We start from the raw sequence: 22,823 nt of genomic DNA, 5'->3' as shown, positions 1-22,823 counted from the left end.
GGGTCCTCCTGTCCGGGAGCGAACCCTGGTGCTCTTCATCTCCTGGGAGTTCCACGACCTGGAGGGGAACTACGCCGCGTACGGCCGGAGGAGGCGCCCTCAGGAGTTTTTTGACGCGAGCAGGGACTCCACATCCAGGACATCCGGAGGCCCCGCGAGCTCGGGGCGCGCCAGCAACAACGCCCCCCAGCTCCCGGAAGCGGGCTCCGCCAGGGACGTCCAGCGAAGCGCGGCGGAGACCCGCTCATAGGCCTGGACCACCTGCTTCCGGGCAAGCTCCTCCCGAGCCCCCCAGCGCCAGGCCCTGTAGCGCCCGAGCGCCTCCTGGTCTCCCGAGAGCCATGGACGGTGGGCGACATCGTGGGCCACCGACCTCCACAGCTCCCGGGTGCGCTCGAAGTCCCATTCAGGACGGGCCGAGGAAAGCCAGACATGGCTCAGGTGCAGCGCGGCTCCCTCGGCGCACTCCGGATTGATGAACATCTCCCCACGTTGGGAGATGGCGAGCATTCGCTGTTTGAAGGGTTCGGGAGTCATGGCTCAGAAGCCGAATCAGATGCCGTCTGCGTACTTCCAGCGGGCCGCGGCCGGGGTCGTGAATTGAACGACCGTGCGAAACAGGCTGGACGCGCACCAAGCTGCCCAAGGCGCTTCCCTACGGCTACGTGGCCTCCACCCTCCGGCTGCACACCGACGCGCAGGCGTTCCACCTCCCCGCCAAGGGCAAGGCGCGGAAGCTCGCCCTTCCGCAGAGGACTACGATGCGCTGACGTCGTGGCTCTTGGTCGCCGGTCGTCGTGACACCTATCCGGTCGCCCAAGTCGCCATCGCAGGCTCTCCGAGCTGCGGCAGGGCGGAAACGAGGAGGCCCACGCCCTCGCGCTGGTGCTCGAATGGATGGCATCCGGTTCGACCGACGACGCGGAGATGGATCGGCTCGCAGAGAGGCTCGATCCCGACGAGGCGTGGGCCGGCGACTTCAGCCCCTGCTGGGAAGGACTGCGACGTCAATCGCGTCGCACGTGCACCGCCGAACGTACAGCGGCCCGCCCCAGAGAACTCAGAGCGGGCCGCTCTACCTTGTCGCTACTGCGTCACCATCCCATTGTCCGGGCCTTCCACCATGAGGGCCAGACGTAAGCGGAGATTACCCGCTTGCGAGATGCCACGGCAGGGCCGTCAGTCGCTGACCCAGCAGAACCACGTGTTGGGGGCGCCCTGACAGTAGCACTCGCCCAGAGCGCCACTGGCCCAATAACAGCCTCTCGACGAGTCAAAGATACAAGCCCGGGTCTGGAGCACGTCGCAGGTTTCGCCGGTGAGCTCGGAGGAGTCCTGCCCCGGCTGACCACTGCTCTCGACTCCCTCCGTCACCTCCGTTCCACCACAGCCCATCCCGAAGACAGAAACAACAGCGGCCATCGCCAGCCCACGCAGAAACATGATGACACTCCTTTTCGCAGGTGAGGTGACAATGCAATATCACACTCAAGTTCAGATCAAGGCATTTCCGCGACTCGCGATATCACTGAAAAGCTCCACACGGAGCGGTCTCAGTGTTTGAGATTGCGGACGCGTCGGGAGCCGCACCCGCGGGCGGGTGCGACTCGACGTAGTGCTGGCTGACCGGGATGCAGGCGCCGCTCCGCGTGTCACGGAGAGGCGGGTGGCTTGTACAGGTAGACGTTCTGGACGCTGGAGTTCACCAGCACGAACACCTTGCGCTTCGGGCTGTAGCGCCAGCGGCCGAAGGTGCCGTTGCTTTCAGCGGCTCCCGGGTTGTCTCCCGTACCGGTATATGGGGTCCAGGTGTTCGTGGCAGGGGCGAAGAAATACACGGTCTGCCCGCCGCTCCACGCCGCCAACCGGTCCAGGCCATCCGCGTAGACGAGGCCCCCGCTGCCCGAGAAGGACGGTGCCCCCGCGGAAGGCTGGAGCCACTGCAGCTGGGCATCCGGAGCATCCAGGTCATAGCGGAACATCTGGCCCTGGTAGGCGAGCACGTAGAAGTCGTGGCGGGTCCGGTCCACGTCCCCGGTGAGATAGGTGGTGGGATAGCCGTCCTTCGGGAAGCTGTTTGCGTGGCGCTTCCAGGTGTTGGTGGCAGGGGCGTACTCGTCCAGCTTGCCCGTGCCGTTGGGCACGCTCCAGAAGTGCCCGAAGGCATCCACTCCGGAGGCGCCACGAGACACCTGGGGGACGTTGGCGATGCGGCTCCACTGGCCGGTGGCGAAGGAGAAGCAGACCGCTCGCGCGCTGCTGGTCTGGGCGGATGGGTAGTAGGACCCGGCCAGGTAGCAGAACCTGTCTTCGAACGGGTCGTAGACGTTCTTGCTGTAGGTATGGCTGGAGCGGGGTTGCTGGTCATCCACCCACGGCGCCACGTCCGGGTAGTCGCACGCCTCGGGCTTCAGATAGGTCCCGGGGTCGAGGAAATACTCGCGCGGGAGGGATGGAACGGTGGTCCCTCGAGGGTAGTACCCGCAGGTCTCGAATGCGCTCGCCTTCATGGCACTGGTGGGGGCGTTACCGGTGGCACCCGAGGGCATCTCCGTGAGGCGGTGCCACCGCATCTGCCCCACGTCGAAGGCAAAGAGGTTGTTGTAGTAGCTGTCCCCGTGTCCGCCTCCGAAGACGAGCATCCGGTCGCGGCTCGAGTCGTAGGCCGCACCGCTCCAGGCGCTGACCACCGACTCGCAAAAATACGATTGGTAGGGCAGAGGGCAGACGTCCTTCATCAGGGTATTGGGGAGCGTCTTCCAGCTATTGGCGGGCATCGCCTCGATGACTGCGTCCACGGGGCCGGGGGCGTAGCTTCCGGCATCGTACGGGGGCGAGCCGGCGTCGGTGCTTCCTCCGTCAGTCCCCCCGGCATCGGATGGGCCCGCGTCACTGCCACCGTCCATGGAAGGACCCGCGTCCTGCTCGGCTGGGGGGGCGACCTCCTCCGAGGGCTCGCCCTGGCAGCCCGCAACGGCCAGTGCCAGGGCCACGGTGAAGAATCCGAACAGCGGCGCGCCCATTTCTCTCTTTGCTGATTTCACTTTCGCCTCACTCCATGCGCGTGAGCACCAGCCGTGATGCCACGGGCTCGAAGACACGCTGTGGCAGGGTCACCACGCCCTGGTCGTCCGCCTGCACCGTGCCGCTCTCCCCTCGGTACTCCCACCGGAGCGACTCGCGCGGCCGACAGACAAAGCGCTGCACCCGGCGCAAGGTGACGTCCGCCCGGATGGGCAGGGAGCCGAAGTAATCCGTTCCAATCGGTGGCCAGCCTCCATCCGTCGCCACGGCCGAAACATTGGCCCAGAGCTCCACCTCGAAGCGGTCCACGCGGTCCACGAGTGTGTCCGGGTTCCAGCGGAGATAGCGGTTGAGAACACCCGGGCGCGCGTCGTTGTAGACGTCGCGTCCCCCATCCACCCCCAGCAAGGTCGGGGGCGGATCATTGGCAGTGCTGCGGCTGAAGGCGGGAAAGGCCTTGTCGCGGCGGAGCACCTGCTCGGGGGTAAGGCCCTTCCACCAGTTCGCCCCAAGGCTCGGGTCCACCTGCGAGTGCCCTCCTGCGTGCCAGACGGACTCGTGGCCCACCCGGAAGCTCTCGAGGGCCCCATAGGTGCTCGACCCCGTGGGGGCTGTGGCGACTGCCATGCTGCGGAAGGAGACGACCTGGTCGTCATGGGCGTGGTTGGTGAAGAAGAACTGGTTCTGCACGGACCAGTCATCGCGAAGGGCCCGCGACAGGTCATACCGCTGCCAGGCCACCATTCCCTGCTCATCCACATAGCCCGCATCCTGCGGCCCGAAGCCACCATCGCGCGCCAACTGGGTGGGGGGCCGCTCCGGCGCAAGCGTGGTGGCGAAGCCAATCAGGTTCTGCACGGAAGCGAAGTGTCGCGCGTACCGGATGCTGATGAAGCTCGCGCCGCTGCCACCCATCGAGTACCCCCCGACATGCACGCGCTCGGGGTCCGCTCCGGGGAAGGTGCGCAGGACGAAGTCGAGCATGTGCATGACGCGGCGCTGGGTGTACGGCCGGAAGACGGGCGGGCTCTGCGTCATGTCCGCGTAGCCGGTCCACCAGTTGAGGACGGGGTCCGCGGATGGCCCCACGCCAAATGCCGTGGAGTTGCCGTTGGCGGTGGTTCCATTCGCGGGCGGCGGGGAGGCATACGCATGGAGACCGAGCCGGACCGGCATGCGTTGACTTGCGGAGGCGGTATTGGGAACGACGACCGTGAACCGGAACTCGCGCCCCGCGAGCTCGGAGCTGTCGAGGAACGTGTCGGTGCGCACGCTGAAGACCTTGACGGAGCAGCCGCCGCAATTGCTTGCCGAGGATGAAACCTCCACCGGCTCCGGCGGCCGGATGGTGTCATTCACCTCCACGTCGAGAAGGGCCTGCCGCACGGTATCGCCCTGCCTCACCAGGAAGCGCACCCGCCACACCCGCCCGCCCTGGATGAAGTCGGGACGAAATACCAACGTGCGCGAGGCTTCGTCCCAGCGTGCCCCCGGAGGAAGCCCGAGCGCGAAGATGCGCACCGGGACATTGTTCGCGACCTCCACGGTCAGCCGCGACTCCTGCTCCTCATCCAGCCGCCACGGAGAAGGGAACTGGAGCAGCGTGTCCGGGGGATAGTTCGTGTCATCGCCGTCAATGACGAGGGGGCCTGCGTCCTTCGTGCCTGCGTCCTTCGGGCCTGCGTCCGTCGAGCCCGCATCGTTGCTCCCCGAATCCTGGGTGCCCGGGCCTTCTTCCACGGGTGGGGCGCCCCCCTCCGTTCCAGGGTCGCCTCCTGTCCCCAGACACCCCACCCACGCGGCCAGGAGCATCCCTGCCAACAACCACGCCCACGCCTTCATGAGCCCACCTCCCGGCGGCGCCGTGAGGCCCCTGCGAGCAAGAGAAGCCCCAGCAGACTGGACAGGCCCGCCCCCGCGGTGTTGCACCCACCGCACCCTCCCGATTCCCTGGGCCCATCAGGCTCCTCGCCCGTGCCGCCATCCTGCCCTCCCGTGCCGCCATCCTGCCCTCCCGTGCCTGCGTCCGGGGTCCACACGATGTCGGGCCCCTGGGATGGCTTGGGCGGCGGCTGCTGGAGGAGCCACCCCACCGTGTAGCGCAGCTCGGACTCGTTGCCCGCGGTGTCCTTCACCTTCGTCACGACTTCGGCCTGCGCATCGGACAGGGGGGATGGGAAGGTCACCGACACCGTGCCTGCCGCGGCTGCCGCGGGGGCGAGGTTGGCGCCACACGCGCCGCCGCCCGCTGGCACCACGCACACCGTCAGCGAGGACGGCTCGACGCCGCTGCCGACGTCCGCCGTACCCACCCAGACGCCTTCGAGCGCTCCGCCCTTCGCGCGCGCCACCACGGACAGGGTGGGTCGGATGGAGTCTCCGAAATAGTCCGCGCCCCACCCTGCCCCCAGGTCAATCCACCGGGACAACACGCCCAGCTCCTGGGGGGTGATTCCGGTGGGGTGCGCGGCGCCGAAGTCCACGTCGTACTGCCCGGTGTTGGGCACCAGCGGGTCCTTCCGCGACGGGAACTGCTCATCCGTGAAGTTGTCCAGCCGCTGCCCCGCGGCCTTCCACAGGAGCAGGCTGCGGCGCGCGTTCAGCGTCCGCACGTATTTGGTCAGGTTGGGCCTGGCAATGTTGTTGCCGAGCTGCCCCGGATAGCGCAGCGCCTCCGGGACGAAGGCCTGCGCAAAGTCCATCGCCAGCCGGTAATAGGTGCTGGTGTCCGGCACGCGGAACCGGGCCATGTCCGCCGTGCGAGGCACGTCCAGCTTGAGGCCCGCCGCCGGGTTCAGCCCACCATGACAGGAATTGCAGCGGGCCTGGAAGATGGGCATCACGTCCCGCTCGAATTCGACCTGATAGCCCAGGCCGGACACCTCCCGCACGCCCACGTTCGCGCCATTGCCCCCCGTCAGCAGTGGCACCCTCCCCTCGCCCAGGCGCACGGTGGGCGCATTGGGGCTGGCCGCCGCGGTCGTCGAGAATGGCAGGTCGTCCGCGTGCGAGGAGTGGACATGACAGCCATTGCAGGTCTTCACCTCGCCCGGCCGCAGGGACTGCCAGGCCTGGTCGGTGTTGAGCGTGCGTCCCTCGCAGTCGATGCCCTGCATGAGATAGGGCACGTTTGCCGGGAAGCGAACCCGGAAGGAGGTGTCTGGCATTCCCAGCCCGTCCTTCACCACCTGCCCCTGGCCATCCACCTTGCGCACCGGGAACTCGCCCAGAATGGACAGACGCTCGCCCACCGCGTTCGACGCCAGGAGCTTGATGACTTCGTCCTTTCGATTGGGGAGCACGGCGAGGATGCGCACGCCGCACAGTTCGTCATCCGCGTAGGCGATGGTGTCCGTGCCCTGTTGACCAAAGGCATCCCCGCCCTCGAAGCGCAGCCCCGCCGCGGGATGAGTCTCCCGGTGGAGGATGGAGGAGGCCCCAAGCACGCCAAAGGGGGTGCCGGCCGGGAGACTGCGGTCTCCGGAGGCGACCACTTCCGCCCGGGCACGGACCGCGGGTTTGTCCACGCCAAAGACATCCCGATACGTCACCACCGGCCGCGCCATGAATTCGTGGTACTCGCGGCGGTTGACGATGGGCACCAGGTCCTTCGGGTGGGCGATGAAGTTGGTGCCGGAGGCCGGGAGGGCCTCGGTCCGGTAGATGCCCACGTCGCAGGCCGGCTCATCTCCCCATTCGGAGGAGAAGCGCTTCATTCCCAGGAGCGCGAGGCTTTCCCCGGCCATGCTGCAGTACCCCAGCCCATAGGACAGCATCAGGCGGTTGCCGGGCAGGCCCGAGGGATGTCCCAATTTGCCGGCGAACTGCAGCGGGCTCGAGTACCCGGGCGGCGTCCACGCGGGCGCGGGCGTCTTCGGCGAGCCCTGGTCACTCATCGAGGCCCAGCGAGCCACCTGCACCTGGCCGGGGATGCGGAAGGGCGTGACCTTCAGGGCCTTGGCCTGTTCCACGTTGAGGCCCTCCTGTCCCTCGGGAAGCAAGGGGAAGCCCACCACCGCGCCGAGGCCCAGGTTGTTGCCCCGGTAGTACTCGGCGCTCCACACCCGGCGGTCGCTCGTCTGCCCGAGGAAGTGCGCCGCCACGTGGCTGGGCACCTGGCCGTACTCCGTTGCCGTGGCGTCTCCCAGGTGCTGGCCGTAGAGGGCGAAGCCGCCGGCGCCATCCGGGTTCTGGGTATAGAGCTGGAAGAGGTTGGCCAGCGTCGTGCAACCCGTCACCGGCCCCTTGCTGTGGGCGGTCATCATCCCGAACATCTGCCAGCTCGAGAACGCAAGCCGCCCGTCGTCGAGTTGCAGCGGGTGCAGCTCACCGGAGAGGGCATGGGGCGATGCCCGCTCGACGTTCCTTCCCGTCACGTCCATGCTGAAGAGCTGCGGCACGGGTCCCTGGTCCGCACCGCAGCGGGGCTGGGTACGGAAGTCCAGGGCCCGGGTGGACGTGAAGGCAAGCCGCCCGTCCGCCATCCAGGCCGGTCCAAAGTCAAACGTCGCGGGGGTGTGCGGCAGCGCGGTGAGCTGCCCGGAGGGAATGTCCACCAGGAAGAGCTGCGCCTCCCGACTCTCCAACTCGTGGGCGGGCAGCGTCGTCCTGAAGTACTGGGTGTTCTCCGCCGCGGGGTCGAAGAGCAGGCCCGTGCCCATGGCCTCGAGCTGCGCCAGCTTGCCGCGGAAGACAGCGAAGGCCACGGTGCGCCCGTCAAAGGAGACGGCCGGATCCAGCGCCGCGCAGCCCTCGGTGGGCGTGGCCTTGGAGATGCAGTCGTACAGAATCCGCTCGTTGCCGTTCGCATCCCGATACACCAGGTCACACGGGGCCACGAATCCGCGCAGGGTGTTGGCGGTATCCGGGAGCATCTCCACCAGGTCCGCATGCTTCAGCGTGAGGGTCTGGGTGGTGGTAACGCCGCCCTTCGTCAGCGGGCCGGACACCGTCACGGGACCATCGGTACGGGGACAGCGCACGTAGACGATGGGAACCTCGGCACGCGCGCTGCTCGAGACACAAACGCTGGCTGCAATGACTATCAAACAGGCAAGACGCATACGGCGGGGGACTCCTGGGAGGGGGGCTTTTCTGGCAAGCGGGGCGTGCCGGAAAGGCAACTCCCATGCCGTCCCCGTGGCGGGTCGACTGGGGTGGAATTTCAAGGGCTTGGTGCTGAGGTGGCCCACGCCGTGGAGGAATGAGTGCGGCGCTCATCCCCCAGACTGGGGAGTGCCCCCCACAGCGTGCGGACGGGCGCTGGAAGCTCAGGTTCCAGCGGAGCGATAGGTCCGAGCCAGCCTGGCGGCCTTTTTGGAGAACCGCGACATCCACTCCGACGATGCCCACTCCTGACTGAGAGTGTCTGCCCAATCCGCAATCGCCTTGCGCTGCGCGGCGCTGAGAGCCGTCAACGCAGTATCGAAGCCACAAGAGATGCTCGTCGAAAAGAGGGGCAAACGGAAGTGAAGCAAAGGGCCCCGGGCCGGAAGAAGTCGCACGGAAATCGTCACGGCACGTGATTTCCGGCCCAGGGGTACAGCCAATCCGCTCAGGGGACCGCCAGGTACAGGGAGTTGTTGCTTTCGTTGGACTCGAACACGTCGTTCGAGACGTCCACGGTGGCCCAGAAGTTTCCGGGCCGGCAGCCCGGAACGGAGCAGGTGTTGCTCGTGGTCTGCGCGCACTGCCCCGGTGCTGGCACCGGAAGATTGGACGGAGTCGTGTAGGACCACCCCGACGCGGTGTACATCAGCCGGAGACTGAAGAGCCTCGTGGAGGTCCCCAGTCCCTGGTTGCAGTACGACACGACATAGGTACTGCCCTGCCGCCAGACGTTCGACACGACCAGGTCCGGCAGCGCGAAGGACGGCGTGAAGTGGACCACCGCGTCGTTGTTGATCTCGCTCCACTCGGAGATCGTGCCCGTGACGTCCGCGGTCACCTGCACGTCGAGGGTGTCGACACAGGTGCTTCCCACATTGATGCAGGGCACCTGGGAAGTCCAGGCGCAGGTGCCCTGTGCTGGAACCGTGACGGTAGCCGCCGTCTGGAGCATCTGCCCCGTCCCCGCGTTGCGGAACCGCATCGCGAAGGTGCCGGTGCTGTCGGCGATGCCCTGGTTGCAGTACCGCGCATGGTAGCCCGTGGAAGTGCGGACGACCTGATCCACCGTCAGGTCCGGCAGGACGCTGAGCTCGCGGAGGGACACCGTCAGCGTATTGTTGTCGTCATAGGTCTCCGTCACGTTGTTCGTGTCATCCACGAGCACGGTCAGCGTGATGAAGCTGTCGCACCCGGAGCCCAGGTGCGTGCAGTAGAGGCCCCCCGTCCAGATGCAGGTGCCCGGCACCGGCACGGAATAGGGATACTGGGGGTCGGACTGCATGGAGGCGCCCGTGTCCGCGTTCGTCATCAGCACCGTGAAGGTGCTCTCCGAGCCGTAGGACCCCCTGTTGCACAACTTCGCCTTGTAGAGGCCCGAGCCTCGCGAGACCTCCTCCACCGTCAGGTCCGGGAGGAAGCCCCGGGTGGCCTGCTCGGCCACTCCCAATCCGGTTGCCTCCGGCGCGCCTTCCACCGCCCCGCAGGCCACCTGGAATGCCAGCGCCGCCGCCAGCAACAGCACCCCACCGAGCCCATGTTTCATGCTGCTTCCGTTGTCTTCGTGCATGCGACCCCCTCTGAAGAAGCAGGGCGGAAACTAGCCGCATGCTCTGACATTGCGGAAGGACAGCCAGGCGCCACGCCGTCGGGTCCATTGCGTGAGAATGTTTCATGTTATGTATCAGGCGACGGGGCGTGAACGTCAGGGGCTCGAGATTGCCTTGCCGTGGGCTCGGCTTCCGCCGCCATGGGCCTCGCGGCGGTCCCGGCACTACCGGTTGACGGCGATAGGGACGTTGAGGGTCGCCAGGTAGAGGAAGGAGTCCAGGAGCGCGCCGCATCTGGCGCAGATTGCCGAGCTTCGGCATCGTGTCGGAGTCGGTTGGAATGATTCCTGCGTCGTCTTCCAGAAGAGAGGAGCCACACCATGGCGAAGAAGGCTTCGAAGAAGAAGAAGACCCCGACGAAGAAGCCCACGAAGACCGCGAAGCTCGCCGCGACGCCGGTGGCATCGTTCACCGACAACCAGTCCACAGGCTACGCGGCCCCCTACCTGGCCCGCGCGTTCTCCGCGCTGATGGATGACCAGCTCAACCCGATGAGCGAGAGCGACGACGACTTCACGCCGTTCAGCGCGGACCTCGCCGCCACCGAGCCCATCAACGCCGACACGCTCCGCGCCGCGCTGGGCATCGGCTCGCGCTACCGCCTGGACCTCGAGTCGGGGGACTTCTTCTTCGACCGCGCCCCGGACGATGCGCCGGGCCCCTCCTCCGTCTTCATGCTCCTCCAGGGGATGATGGAGGCCGTGCTGACCGACCTCACGCTGCTCTTCGTGCGCGGCGAGGGCGTGGTGCGCGTGCGCACCTTCCTCTTCGGGCGCCTGCCGGATGGGACGCTCGTCGGCCTGCGCACCACGACGACGGAGACCTGACCGAGCATCCTGCACCTTCACGGTGACGAGCGCGCGAAGGCACTTCCCCAGACCGGACAGGGCATAGACCGTGCTGCCTTCGATCGCGGGCGCTCCGCCATCGGCCATCGCACCGGCCTCTGCAGCCCGGGCGCGAGCTTCGTGATTGGCGTCGGCCTGCCGGTTGATGGCGGCTTCACCGCGCACTGAGGAGCGGCGAGGGACCGGCCTTCATACGCAGGCGTCTACAACCGGCGGCCGTGCCCTATGCTCGGGTGAATGACTTCCGATGAGCGAGCGGCGCGCGGACGCCCTCCCCGACTCTCACGCGCCCTGGTGGTGGAGGCCGCCGTCGGCCTCGTCCGGGAGCAGGGGCTGCGGCAGCTCTCCATGCGGACGCTGGCGGAGCGCCTGGGGGCGACTCCCATGGCCGTGTACAAGCACGTCGAGAACCGGGATGAGCTCGCGCTCCTGACCGTCGAGGCGATTCTCGCGCCCCTCGTGTTCCCGGACGAGCGCCTGGAGCCGGTGGCCTGGCTCCGGGAGCTGGCGAAGCGCGTGCGGGCCCTCGGACTGGCGCACCGGGGCGTCATGGACTTCCTCCTCGAAGAGGGTCCCATCGCCCACACCTCGCTCGTCGTCCTCGACAGGACGGTGCGCAAGCTGCACGACGCCGGCATCCCCTGGAAGGAGGCGGGAGCGCTGCACAACACCTTCTTCTCCTGGCTGGCCGGCGCCGTCCGCAGGCAGGAGCCGTGGGACGCCAGCGCTCCGGAGTCACCCTTCCAGAAGTTCTACACGGCCGCCGCGGCACTCCCCGCCGCCGACTACCCGGGCATCGCCCACAGCCTGCCCCACATGCGCGCCACGAAGGTGGAACGGGAGTTCGAGACGAGCCTGGGCTTCATGCTCGAAGGCATCCAGCGGCGCATCGACGCGCGGCGGGACGGCACTCGAAAGCGCCCACGCTCCCGCCGAAGCTGACTGCCGGCGCCATCACCCACCGCCCATGTCCCAGTGGGCGTCGAGCGACGCTCGCTCCTCCAGCAGCGCAGCCGGGCCTCCCACCCGCGCGAGCACCGCGTCGCGCGCCTGGACGACCCGGCGCCGGACTGAGGCCACGTCGACATCGACCAGGGCGCCGTGGAGCTTCACCCACCTGCCACGCACCATCACCGACTCGACGTTGCCCGCGTGGGCCTGGAGCACCACGGCGTCACGAGGTCGGCCCAGCGGCGTCAGGTTCAGCGCGTCAGCGGAGAGAACGAGCAGGTCCGCGTCCTTGCCAGGACGGAGCGAGCCCGTGACGCGGCCCAGGCCCAGGGCCTCCGCGGCATCAAGAGTCACCATCTGGAGGACACGAGCGGCCTTGAGCTCGAGGGCACGGGGCAGGCCGACACGCTCGTTCGTCCTGCCGCGCTCCACCTGGAGGGCCAGCCGCATCGCGGTGAACAGGTCTCCGCCATTGCTGGAGACGACGTCACAGCCGAGCGTTGTCCGGACGCCGGCACGCAGCGCCCGTCCGGTGATGGGGAAGCCCATGCCCATCTGCAGCTCGGTCTCCGGCGTCACCGCGAGAGAGCCGCCGCTTCCGGCGATGCGCGACAGGTCCTCGTCGGAGCTCCAGGTGCAGTGGACGAAGAGCAGGTCCGGCCCGAGCAGCCCCTCGTCCGCCAGGCGCTGCACCTCGCTCGGGCCTGACACGGGCCACGCGGAGCAGTGGGCGGTGATGGGGACACCGAGCTCGCGCGCGGAGCGCAGCTCGGCGCGGCTCTGCTCCCAGGGAACCTGCATCTCCGTCAGGGCGATGCCCAGCCGCACCAGCCCATCGTCCGAGGCGAGGCGCGTGGTCCGCAGGCGCCGTGCCTCCTGGAGTCGGCTCGCGTGCGTCGGCAGCGAGGGGCTCTCACGGGGGCCCGCCGCATAGCCGTAGGCGAAGAGGGCCCGGATGCGCGCGTCCTCGAGCGCGGAGAGCGCGGCATCCGCGTGCTCGGGAGACTCCATGCAGTGAGAGTAGTCCACGAGGGTGGTGATGCCCGCGTCCAGCGCCTCCAGTGCTCCGGCCAGGTTGGCGGCATGGATGTCCTCCGGCCGGAAGGCGGGCGCGAGCCTCACGCGCACCGCCGCCAGATAGTCCATGACCGTCCAGTCCGCGCCCAGCGCGCGAAGCGGCGTCTGCCACGTGTGCCGGTGCGTATCGATGAGCCCTGGAATGACGAGCTTCCCACCCAGGTCGAGCACCCGGCAGTCGCCAGCGCGCAGGTCGGGCCCCATCGCGGCGATGACCCCGTCCTCCACCAGGATGTCGCCACGCGGCAGGTCCTCCTGCTCCGGGTCGCAGGTGATGACCTCCGCACCACGAAGCAGCCATCGGTCGCCCATGCCGCGCGCCTCCTGTCATTCAGAATTTATATACACCGTAAACTAAATGCGGCGCCGACAGCAACCCGGCGAGCTGGAAGCCTCCATCGGGCGGTCACCGCCGAGCAGGAGGTGCGCACAGCGGCGGATGTCGCGGTGCCGTACTTCACCCGTATGCAGTGCACCCAGGCGAAGGGCTCCCGAAAACCGCGCTCGCCCATCACGCATTCGCGTGGCCCCAGCCAGGGAGCGAGGCTACCGCGAGGGCGTTCCTATCGCGGTGTCCTCTCCTTCAGCACAGGGGCTCATGGGAGCTGGAACCTGACGCGAGCCCCGTAGCGGGCGTGCAATGCCTCTCGTGTCGCCGGTGAGAGCTGGACGCGACCCAGCTCGAGCCATTCGAGGCCGGTGAGGTATGGAAGGCGCGGCAAGAGCCATCCTCGCGCTTCTCCTCGCGGAGCTGCCCATTCCGGTACCACAGGCGCATCTCGAGATTGACCTCGGCTCCGGAGTGGTCGCGGAAGCGGGTCGCCACGAGGTTGCCCTGCTCGTACTCACACTCGTAGACCGTGACGGTGGGCGCGGCCTGGGCGAGCACGCGCAGGGCCTCCACGCCCGCAGTCTCGGGCCGGTAGCAGCTGCGGACGCCCTCGAGCCGGCCCAGGACATAGGTGCACTCCTGGGCCAGCGAGCCATCGACGTGGTAGCGGCGGGCCCGGCCATGGGGCTGGCCGTGCTGGTGCTCGCACTCGGAGATGAAGCGCTCCTCGGCGTCCCAATAGCGGACCAGGCCATGGAGGCGCTCCTCGGCGTCGCGCGGGCCCTCCACCCATTCCCGCTCGCTCTCGGACCACCATGCCGACGGGGGACGTGCGTCGCTGCGACGGGGGGACGGGCTCATGGCGCGAGGCTAGCAGGCCTCTCGAACGGGGACGGCCCTGGGGCTGGGCGATCGCCGGGCGCCAGGGGGCGACTGTCGGGCGCGCGGCCCCGCTGCTCGCGGACAGTCCCCGCCGGTGTGAGGAACGCGGACGCAATGGAGCGCGCTTCACCGCGTAGCCAGCAGTGCACCTCACGGACTACCCCCTCGCGAGAACCTCCATGCTCGAAGTTCGCAACGTCGTGAAGACCTATGGAAGAGCCGTCACCGCCGTGGCGGACGTCTCGCTGACGCTCGAGCGCGGGGTGGTGGGCCTCATCGGCCACAACGGCGCCGGGAAGACCACCTTGATGCAGATGATCGCCACGCTGACCCGGCCCACCCGCGGGCAGATCCTCTTCGACGGCGTGGACGTCGTGAAGAAGCCAGAGGCCATCCGGCGCCGGCTCGGCTTCCTGCCTCAGGAGTTCGGCGTCTATCCGAACCTGACCGCGCTCGAGTTCATGCAGTATTTCGCCGCGCTCAAGGGCGTGCGCGACCCTGCCCGCATCCGCCACCTGCTCGAGCTGGTCAACCTGCACGACCAGGCCCACCGGCCGGCGGCCGCATTCTCCGGCGGGATGCAGCGGCGCCTCGGCATCGCCCAGGCGCTGCTCAACGACCCCGACATCCTCATCGTCGACGAGCCCACCGCGGGGCTCGACCCCGAGGAGCGCCTGCGCTTCCGGAACCTGCTCGCCGAGCTCGGCTTCCGCAAGCTGGTCCTCCTCTCGACCCACATCGTCTCAGACGTGGAGAGCATCGCGAGTCAGCTCGCCATCCTGCGCGCGGGGCGGCTCATCGCCTTCGAGACGCCTGAGGCCATTCTCCAGAACGCTCGCGGGCAGATCTGGTCGGCCCAGGTCGCGGACGGGGAGTACGCGGAGCTGCGCGCTCGCGTGCACGTCCTGCAGGCGCAGCGCCAGGGCAGCGGCCGCATCGCCCTGCGCATCGCGCATGCGCAGCCGCCCTGCCCTGGCGCCGTGGCGGCCGAGCCCAGCCTCGAGGAGGCGCTGATGGCCCAGCGCTACGCGGTGCAGGAGCGGGCAGCATGAATGGCCACCTGCTCAAGACGATGGCGCGGCTGGAGATGCGCATGCGCGTGCGGCGCCTGTCCAGCCTCGCGGCGCTGCTCGCGGTGGTCGCCCTCATCTGGATGATGCTCCCAGACCCCACGGGCGGCGAGACGTTGATGGCCGTGGGCGAGGCGCGCGTGCGCTACACCAGCTCCGCGCTGGCGCTGGGCAGCGCCTCGCTCGGAGGACTGCTGTTCGGGCTCGTCGGCTTCTTCCTCCTGCGTGGACGCATCGGCGAGGACCTGCGCACCGGCACGGGCGGGGTGATTGCCTCGACGCCGGTGGGCAACGGCCAGTTCCTGTTCGCGCGGTGGCTGGGAGGCGTCGCCTCTCTCGGTGCGCTCGTCGTCGCCTTCATGACCGCCACGATGGTGCTCCATCTCCTGCGCGGCGAGGGGCCGATCCAGCCGCTGATCTACCTGTACACCTTTGGCCTGCTGCTGCTGCCGACCGTGTTCTTCGCCGCCGGCTGCGCGGTGCTGTTCGACAGCTGGGCGCCCCTGATGGGCAAGCGCGGCGACGTCCTGTTCTTCATCCTCTGGGTGGCGTTGCTGTCGCTCTCGTCGCAGCTCGACGCCAGCGCCCCTGAGGGCGTGGGCATCCAGGTCCTCGACTTCCTGGGCGTCGCGGCCGGAATGGAGAGGCTGCAGGCCATCCTGCACACGAGCCAGGTTGCCCTGGGCATGGCCTCGTTCGATGCGAGCCTCCCGCCAATCACCCTACCCGACCTGCTGTGGACCCGGTCGACCCTCCTGGCGCGCATGGGCTCCGCTGTACTGGCCTTGTTGCCACTGCTGCCCGCGACGGTGCTGTTCCACCGCTTCTCGCCGGACCGCGTGACGGGCCGCCAGTCGCGCAAGCGCCGCTCACCCCTCGAGGTCATCAACGGGCGACTCCGACCGCTCACGACGCTGGTGCGGCCGCTGTTCCGGCTGGCTTCGCTGCTGCCTGGCCCTTCAGGGCAGATGGTCGCCGATGTCGCGTTGACCTTGACGGTCGCCCCCTCGTCCATCGCCGCGCTGCTCCTGTCCCTGGCCGCGTCCCTGGTGCTTCCCGCCGACACGCTCGCGGCCGTCCTGACGGCGGCCGTGGCCTTCTGGGCGATCCTCGTCAGCGAGGTCAGCACGCGCGACCACCAGTCGGGCACCCTGCAGCTGACGGGCGCCGTCCAGGGCGGTATCCCGATGCGTTACGCGCGCCAGCTCGCCGCCACCTTCGTCCTCGGCCTGCTCTTCATGGGCACCATCGCGGTGCGCTGGGCGTCGGCCGAGCCGGTACGCGCCTGCGCCGTGGTCGTGGGCACCTTCAGTCTGAGCGCGCTCGCCAGCCTGTTGGGCCGCTGCACGAACACTCCGCGGACCTTCCTGGCGCTGTTCCTGTTCGGCTTCTATGTCGCGCTCAACGCCACACGGGTCCCCATGCTCGACCTGGTTGGCTTCAACGGAGCGGCCACGGCTGGGACCGTTCTCGGAACCCTGGCGTTCGGGTTGAGCGTCATGGTGGCCGGGGCCGTGTGGAATGAGCCCCGCGGATTTGGACCGCTGGGGCGTTGGCTGTCGGCGCGAGCTTGACGGAAAACGCTGTCGGAGCCGGGGCACCGCGACGTCAGAGCCTCGCCGTAGGATTTGTTTCGGGCGAAGGACCTCACGTCACTTCTCCCGGCCAGGCATTCGGGCAGGAGCCCGGGCCCTGGCCAGCTCCAGAAAAGGAACCCACATGAGTCATACCTCGAAGACCTGGGCGGCCGCCGTCTGTCTCGCGACACTGATGACAACTCCCGCGGCCCTGGCCGGTTACCAGTCGGAATCCGCGAACTGCTACAAGAACGCGGATGGCTCGGGGCGGTGTTACGGCAGCCTCCTCGGCTTCCGCAATCACTCTGGCGCCAACACCCAGGCATTGTTCACCCAGACCAGCGCTTCCGCTTTGTATTTCACCGCGGCCCTCACGACTGGCACGACGACGGAGTACTTCAACTGCACGGCTGACGCAGCGACGGGCGCACAGTGGAGCAAGGCCATGAACCACCAGGGCTACTTCTCCATCTACTGGAACGTCATGGGTGAATGCTATTCGCTGTTCCTGAACAACGGCAGCCAATACTCTCATTTCTGAGCCGCCATGACCGCCCATGTCTTGCGTATGGGGTTCCTGGGCCTGACATCAGCCCTGGGCAGCGCGATGGCTTGCTGGCTCGCGATGAGCCAGGGACAGCAGGCCCAGGACCTGCGCATGCAGGAACTCTCCACCGAGGTCGCTGCGCTGCGCCGGGTCGTCCAGGCCATGCATCACGTCCCCGGCAGTCCTTCCGGGAGTAGCTCCGCGGGCATTCCCCTGTCCCTGGCCTCGGGCTCCGCAAGGCCCACCGCCGAAGATTTGGATGCCATTGCCCAGCGGATGGCGACCCTGCTGACGGAGTCCGGAGCGCTCGCCATGGGCTCACGCGAAGCGGAGCCTCCCGCTCCTGCCCCAGCGCTGACCCCGGAGCAGCGCGAATCGGTGGCCCGCGCGGGCTCGCTGGTGGAGCGGGTCGTCTCCAGCGGGCGCATGACGGCGGAGGATGTGCTTGAGATTCGACAGGAGCTCTCCCACCTCCGCGGCCGCACCGAGGCCGCGGAGCTCCGACGCAGGCTCGTCGTCGCCATCAACCAGAACCGACTCATTCCTTCCGACGAAGCAGACGGGCTGCCGTAGCGCCTCACCCCAGAGTCCTGCTGTCGGAAGTCATCCCATCCAGGAGAAGACCATGACGAAGTCCCTTTCCCTGAAGTCCCTTTCCCTGAAGTCGCTGTCCCCGGTGGTGGCGCTCGCCGCCCTCGGCATCGCTTCCGTCGCGAGCGCGGGCCTCCAGACGAGGACCGTGTCCTGCAACAAGAACACGGATGGCTCGGGCCGCTGCTATGGCAACTTCATCGGCTTCCGCGAGGACGCGGCGGCGACCACCTCCGCCCAATTCCGTGATGACCTGGCCGGCAACCGCAGCTTCTATGCCCGGGCCACCGTGCCGGGCGCCACCACCGACACCGCCTACACCTGCATCCCAGACGCCACCGTCTCGTCTCTCTGGGAGCAGGCCCTGAGATCCCGGGGCTTCTTCGACGTGAGGTGGGACGCGAACGGCACCTGTACATACCTCAGGCTCACCAACGGCTCGCTCAACACGAACTTCTGAGCCCCGGAACAGCGAGCCGCGGTCGCGGGCGCGCCCGTTGAGGAGACCTGGAGCCCGTCAGGCCCTCAGGGGCGCGCCCCGCCTCGACGCCCATGCGGTGCATGAGGTGTTCGCCTTCATGCGAGAGTAGAGGCATGACTCGCCGTGGCACGACTTCGGCACCGCCATCCGACAGGAGCTGCTCGCAAGATGGCTGGGCGAGCCGCTCGCGGCCCGCGCGGGACACCTCGTCCAGCATGGCTTCATCCACGCGCTTCGCGATGACCGCTTCCATCCTCCGGGCCTGCTCGACAGTCCGCTGGGGACCTTCGTCCGGCGCTACACGGTGCGTGGCGATGAGCAGGCGCTGGCACGACTCGTGAGTCGTCCACGGCCCTGGCTGGTTCAGCTCACCTTCATTCCCAGCGGCCCCGCCGTGCACGTCAGCGACACGGTGCGAGACGCACTCATCGCCGCGACCCCCAACCTCCAGGAGCTTCACCTGCTGGGGGCACGCCCCCCGTTCGACGCCTTTCCCCATCCCACCGTGCGTCGCGTGTACGTGGGACAGAAGGACCTCTCAGCACGAAAAAACACCCTCGCCGCGACACGCTGATTCCAGCCGGTGAGCACGAGATCCTCGCGTTCGACTCACCCGGTCCGCTCGCCGAGGCCGTGGAGACGCTGTTGGAGCTGGAGGACCTGGACCTGGAGTTCCTCCCCCCGGACAACCCCTTGACCAACGAGGGGCTCTGGACACTGGAAGCCGCACTCTACTCCCCGCAGGCCCCCAGCCAGGCCCTCTTCCACCTCGTGTGGGGCAGGTGAGCTCCCATCGGGCTGCGCCCAGCCCCCCGTTCGCTTCGAACCACTTCAGCGGGATACCGCTACCCAGGAGCCCCGGATTCCGCTGTCGTGACTGCTCGAGGGAGGAGCGGCTCTCCTATGCGCCGGGGACGGGTTCCACGATGGCTTCTCTTGACCGGGTTGGTTCTCCTGGCCGGAGCGGCCCTCGTGCTCGGGCGCGGCATCTTCCATGGGCGCGCCTCGGAGCTGCTCACTCCGGAGGAACGGGAGTGGCTCGAGAGCCATTCCGGCAGTCTCGTACTCCAGCCCTACATCAACGCCCCATTGTCGTTCATCAATGAACGGGGGGAGTTCAGCGGCATCACCGCGGACTACGCCCGGCTGTTGGAGAAGAAGCTCGGCTTCACGTTCCGCAGGGCACCTGCCGTCAACATCCACGAGTTGCTCCAGAACCTGCGCGAGGGGCAGGTGGACCTGGCAAGCGGGCTGACCCGGACCCCCGAGCGTTCGGAATTCCTCCTCTTCTCCGAACCGTACGTCCGCATCCCGAACCTCATCGTCGTGCGCCAGGGGACGTTTGAGACGCTCACCCTCGAGAAGATGCGGGGGTTGAGGATCGCGGTCGGCGAGAGGTTCGGAGCCCATGAGTATCTGAAGAGCAGTCATCCCGAGCTTCAGCTCGTCCCCGTTCCCAATGATCTCGAAGGGCTGCTGCGCCTGTCGACTGGCGAAGTCGATGCGATGATCATTCACGTCGCGGCCCTGTCCTTCTACATCACCCAGGAGAACCTGACGAACCTCCATGTGGCGGGACGAATCCCCTACCAATACGAGCTGGCCATGGCGGTCCGGCGGGACGAGCCGATCCTGCTCCCCATCGTCCAGAAAGGACTGGACCAGATCACGCTCGAGGAGCGGGAGCGCATCTGGAAGCGTTGGATCTACCCGCAGGAGGCGCCGTTCTACCTCACCCCCCTCTTCTGGCGCATCGTGGCGCTCCTGACGGTGGGAGTGGGCCTGGTGGTGGGGACGGTCATCGCCTGGAACAAGGCCCTGCAGCGGAAGGTACGGGCGCGAACCGTTGACCTCGCGGAGGCTCATCGCAATGCCTCGTTCCTCGCGGAGGCGAGCGTCATCCTCTCCGAGACGCTCGATTACGGAGAAACCCTCTCCCGCCTGGGGGACCTGTGCGTGCGCTACCTCGCCGACTGGTGCGTCATCGACGTGGTGAAGGAAGATCGGATCCTCCGGCTCGCCGGGGCCCATGTCAGCCCCATGAAGCAGCCCCTGCTCGACACGCTCGCCGAACGCTACCCGGCCACGATGGAAAGCCCCAGTCCGGCCAGCGAGGTGCTGAGGACCCGTCAGCCACGTCTCTACCCCGAGCTGACGGAGGATGACATCCGGGCCACGTGTGTGAGCGAGGAGCACGCACAACTCATCCTTGCACTCGGAACCCGGAGCGCCATCGCGGTGCCGCTCATCTCGCGAGGACACGTGGTCGGAGTGCTCACCCTGGGCTCGGGTGCACCGGGAAGGCGCTACGGGCCGAAGGAGCTCGAGCTGGCGCAGGAGGTGGCCCGGCGCGCCACCGTCGCGTACGACAATGCCCGGCTGTATCAACAAGCCCAGGAGGCCATTCGCATCCGGGATGTCTTCCTCATGGTCGCCGCCCATGAGCTTCGCACGCCCCTGACGACCCTGAAGCTCCGCCTCTCGGCGCTTCGCCGGTTGGCCCGTGAGGCTCCGCCGCAGGGGGTCCGGACCGAAGCCCTGCTGCGCGAGCTGCCCCGCCTCGAAGCCCAGGCCGATCGGCTCCACTCGCTCATCGAACAGCTCCTCGATGTCTCGCACATCGGCGCGGGGCGCTTCGAGCTGAACCGTGAGGAGGTGGATCTCTGCCAGGTGGTCCATGAAGTGGTGGAGGGCTCGCGCGAGCAACTGACGCGCTGCGGTTCCCGGCTGGAGCTTCAGACCGGCTGTCCCGCCGTCGGGTGGTGGGACCGGCTTCGGATGGAGCAGCTCGTCGCCAACCTGCTCGGGAATGCCATCAAGTTCGGGCAGGGAAAGCCGCTCGAGCTCCGGGTGGAGCCCGGGCCGGAAACGGTGCGGCTCATCATGCGGGACCAGGGCATCGGATTCCCGAGCGAGGCCAAGACCCGCATCTTCGAGAAGTTCGAGCGGGCGGTCTCCGAGCGTCACTATGGCGGGCTCGGGCTCGGGCTCTTCATCTCCCGGCAGATCATCGACGCCCATGGGGGCACCATCTCCGTCGAGAGCACACCCGGCGAGGGCTCGACCTTCACGGTGGTGCTCCCGCGTGGAGTGGAGCATGTGTCCACTCCACCACCCGTCTGACCCCCATCATCGGTCACCGGGCTCGCTTCAAGGTGCCACGCTACGCGTAGCGCACCTGGTGACGGAGGCGGTTGACCTCATCGCGGAGCTGGTCGCGTACGTCCGCCACCGTGCCCGAGTACTCGAAGATCGGCGCCTTGCGGTCGGTGGTGGTCGCCGAGAAGCCGCCACCAATCGAGCTCAGTCCCCTGCCGAAACCCTTGGAGAACTCGGTGACGTCGGTGTCGTACGGCGTGAGGCTCGCCTCGAGCTCCGTGACTCCGGCGAGCTGGTTGAAGGCCGTCCCGAACTGACCGCGGAGGAGGGACTCGAGACCGCCCGAGCCGAAGACCTCGTCCACGCCACCGGAGAACTCGAGCTTCGCCTCGGCCTCACCGCCGAGCTCGCCCACGATGGGCAGCTTGCCCTCCGCCTTCACATCCGCCGTGAGCGACACCGAGACTTCGCCGGTGTGCACGGCCGTCGTCGCGAGCTCCTCCACCACCCCGCCCGGGTCCTTCAGCACGTCGCTGACGCTGAGCCCCTCGGGGAGCTCGAAGCTCTCATCCACCTTCAGCTTCACGTCCCCGCTGAGCTCGCCCTTGATGCCCGGGAGCGAGCCGGCTGTCTCGGCGGAGATGCTCGTGTACTGGCTGAGCACCAGCTTCGGAGGCCCGTCGCCGAACTCGAGGCGCACGTTCGCGCCGAGCTCCTGTGACGTGCCCGCCCCGAGCGAGGCGCGCTTCGCGCCGCTCAACTTGCCGACGAGGTCGGAGGACGTGTTCGGGTTGAGCTCGAGCGCGGAGACGTTGTCGAGCAGCGCGGGATAGTCCGGCGTCGCGCCATCGAGGGCCCCCTTGATGCCGCCGTCGAGGAATCCCGAGACGCCGCCGGCGACGGGCCCCAGGAACGTCCGGGCCGCGTCAGCCACTTCTTCAGCGCTGTCGAAGGTGAACTCGACGGTGGCGCTGGAGTTCGTGAACCTGTCGCCGGAGAGCTTCGCGCCCTTCTTCTCGAGGCTCGCCATCACGCCCGCCCCCGCCTCGCCTTCCACCGCGAGTGTGTACGTGCCGTCCTCGTTCTTCGTGATGGTCTGCGTGCCTTCGAGCCGGCCTCCGATGCCGTACACCGAGCCGTCGATGTTCGCGCTGAGCTGGTAGCTGTCGCCCGGGCCGAGGTCCTTGACCTGGTCTTCAATCGCGAGGAAGTCGACCTTGTCCTTCAGGGTGTCGACCACCTTGCGTTTGATGTCGGTGACGAAATCGACACCGCGCTCCGCGGCCTCGGCGATCTTGTCTCGCGCGTTGGCGATGGGATTGAGGAGGAAGGGAACCGACGGCGGGGAGTCGATGAAGCTGCTGATGCCGTCGTAGACCTCGGTGGCCTGGGTCGTCGCCGCGTCGAGCGCCTCTTCGCCTGTGTCGATGACGGAGTCGACCGTCTCGGTCACCGCCTCTTTCGTGGCGTTGTAGGCGTTGGTGACCGGGTTGTTCTTCAGCAATGAGCCGATTCCCATGTGCGTCTCCCGTGGTGGGTTTTCAGGGAGTACGCACATGTGAATATCCGGGTTACATCGCCTGGCCACGACGCAGGTGGCAGTGCAGGCGGGGCTAAGCCATCCGGAGT

Annotated in this window: 18 protein-coding genes; 10 read left to right on the top strand and 8 right to left on the bottom strand. The window is 67.9% G+C overall.

Annotation, left to right across the window (positions count from 1 at the left end):
* Positions 1 to 99 precede the first annotated feature (99 nt).
* The 5 genes from ACVTJA_RS23320 to ACVTJA_RS23300 form a co-directional block, all read right to left on the bottom strand.
* Positions 100 to 537, bottom strand: a complete 438-nt coding sequence (locus tag ACVTJA_RS23320; RefSeq protein WP_465839277.1) for a hypothetical protein — start codon at positions 535 to 537, stop codon at positions 100 to 102.
* 1,115 nt (positions 538 to 1,652) lie between these two features.
* Complete coding sequence (locus ACVTJA_RS23315) at positions 1,653 to 3,023, bottom strand: Kelch repeat-containing protein (RefSeq protein ID WP_465839276.1); 1,371 nt, start codon at positions 3,021 to 3,023, stop codon at positions 1,653 to 1,655.
* A gap of 28 nt (positions 3,024 to 3,051) precedes the next feature.
* Complete coding sequence (locus tag ACVTJA_RS23310) at positions 3,052 to 4,764, bottom strand: hypothetical protein (protein ID WP_465839275.1); 1,713 nt, start codon at positions 4,762 to 4,764, stop codon at positions 3,052 to 3,054.
* 98 nt (positions 4,765 to 4,862) lie between these two features.
* Complete coding sequence (locus ACVTJA_RS23305) at positions 4,863 to 7,979, bottom strand: HzsA-related protein (protein ID WP_465839274.1); 3,117 nt, start codon at positions 7,977 to 7,979, stop codon at positions 4,863 to 4,865.
* Between the two features lie 599 nt (positions 7,980 to 8,578).
* On the bottom strand, positions 8,579 to 9,676 hold the full coding sequence (locus ACVTJA_RS23300) for a hypothetical protein (protein WP_465839273.1): 1,098 nt from the start codon (positions 9,674 to 9,676) through the stop codon (positions 8,579 to 8,581).
* Positions 9,677 to 10,060: 384 nt separating this feature from the next.
* Between ACVTJA_RS23300 and ACVTJA_RS23295 the strand changes: the two genes are divergently transcribed.
* Positions 10,061 to 10,567: a nuclease A inhibitor family protein gene (locus tag ACVTJA_RS23295; protein WP_465839272.1), complete on the top strand. Its 507-nt coding sequence runs from the start codon at positions 10,061 to 10,063 to the stop codon at positions 10,565 to 10,567.
* A gap of 258 nt (positions 10,568 to 10,825) precedes the next feature.
* A complete protein-coding gene (locus ACVTJA_RS23290; RefSeq protein ID WP_465839271.1) occupies positions 10,826 to 11,530 on the top strand; it encodes a TetR/AcrR family transcriptional regulator in 705 nt (234 codons plus the stop codon).
* Positions 11,531 to 11,542: 12 nt separating this feature from the next.
* On the opposite strand, the gene ACVTJA_RS23285 is transcribed toward ACVTJA_RS23290, so the two are convergent.
* Positions 11,543 to 12,928 (bottom strand): amidohydrolase family protein, encoded by a 1,386-nt coding sequence (locus tag ACVTJA_RS23285; protein WP_465839270.1) that lies wholly within the window; start codon positions 12,926 to 12,928, stop codon positions 11,543 to 11,545.
* 271 nt (positions 12,929 to 13,199) lie between these two features.
* Positions 13,200 to 13,808, bottom strand: coding sequence for a toxin-antitoxin system YwqK family antitoxin (locus ACVTJA_RS23280; protein WP_465839269.1), 609 nt, complete (start codon positions 13,806 to 13,808; stop codon positions 13,200 to 13,202).
* A gap of 200 nt (positions 13,809 to 14,008) precedes the next feature.
* Here ACVTJA_RS23280 and ACVTJA_RS23275 point away from each other — a divergent pair, with 200 nt between their 5' ends.
* The 8 genes from ACVTJA_RS23275 (at position 14,009) to ACVTJA_RS23240 (ending at position 21,218) form a co-directional block, all read left to right on the top strand.
* Positions 14,009 to 14,881: an ABC transporter ATP-binding protein gene (locus tag ACVTJA_RS23275; RefSeq protein WP_465839268.1), complete on the top strand. Its 873-nt coding sequence runs from the start codon at positions 14,009 to 14,011 to the stop codon at positions 14,879 to 14,881.
* Between the two features lie 20 nt (positions 14,882 to 14,901).
* On the top strand, positions 14,902 to 16,473 hold the full coding sequence (locus ACVTJA_RS23270) for a hypothetical protein (protein WP_465839267.1): 1,572 nt from the start codon (positions 14,902 to 14,904) through the stop codon (positions 16,471 to 16,473).
* Positions 16,474 to 16,618: 145 nt separating this feature from the next.
* Complete coding sequence (locus ACVTJA_RS23265; RefSeq protein ID WP_465839266.1) at positions 16,619 to 17,017, top strand: hypothetical protein; 399 nt, start codon at positions 16,619 to 16,621, stop codon at positions 17,015 to 17,017.
* 6 nt (positions 17,018 to 17,023) lie between these two features.
* A complete protein-coding gene (locus ACVTJA_RS23260) occupies positions 17,024 to 17,596 on the top strand; it encodes a hypothetical protein (RefSeq protein WP_465839265.1) in 573 nt (190 codons plus the stop codon).
* A gap of 52 nt (positions 17,597 to 17,648) precedes the next feature.
* Positions 17,649 to 18,074, top strand: coding sequence for a hypothetical protein (locus tag ACVTJA_RS23255; RefSeq protein WP_465839264.1), 426 nt, complete (start codon positions 17,649 to 17,651; stop codon positions 18,072 to 18,074).
* A 358-nt stretch (positions 18,075 to 18,432) separates the two neighbouring features.
* Positions 18,433 to 18,669, top strand: a complete 237-nt coding sequence (locus tag ACVTJA_RS23250; RefSeq protein WP_465839263.1) for a hypothetical protein — start codon at positions 18,433 to 18,435, stop codon at positions 18,667 to 18,669.
* Between the two features lie 59 nt (positions 18,670 to 18,728).
* Positions 18,729 to 18,881: a hypothetical protein gene (locus ACVTJA_RS23245; RefSeq protein WP_465839262.1), complete on the top strand. Its 153-nt coding sequence runs from the start codon at positions 18,729 to 18,731 to the stop codon at positions 18,879 to 18,881.
* Positions 18,882 to 19,031: 150 nt separating this feature from the next.
* Complete coding sequence (locus ACVTJA_RS23240) at positions 19,032 to 21,218, top strand: ATP-binding protein (protein WP_465839261.1); 2,187 nt, start codon at positions 19,032 to 19,034, stop codon at positions 21,216 to 21,218.
* A 40-nt stretch (positions 21,219 to 21,258) separates the two neighbouring features.
* Here the strand turns inward: ACVTJA_RS23240 and ACVTJA_RS23235 are convergent, their stop codons facing one another.
* Positions 21,259 to 22,713 (bottom strand): hypothetical protein, encoded by a 1,455-nt coding sequence (locus ACVTJA_RS23235; protein ID WP_465839259.1) that lies wholly within the window; start codon positions 22,711 to 22,713, stop codon positions 21,259 to 21,261.
* Positions 22,714 to 22,823 lie beyond the last annotated feature (110 nt).

This window comes from Pyxidicoccus sp. M6, from assembly GCF_055568925.1.
This window is presented reverse-complemented; position numbering and strand designations above follow the sequence as displayed.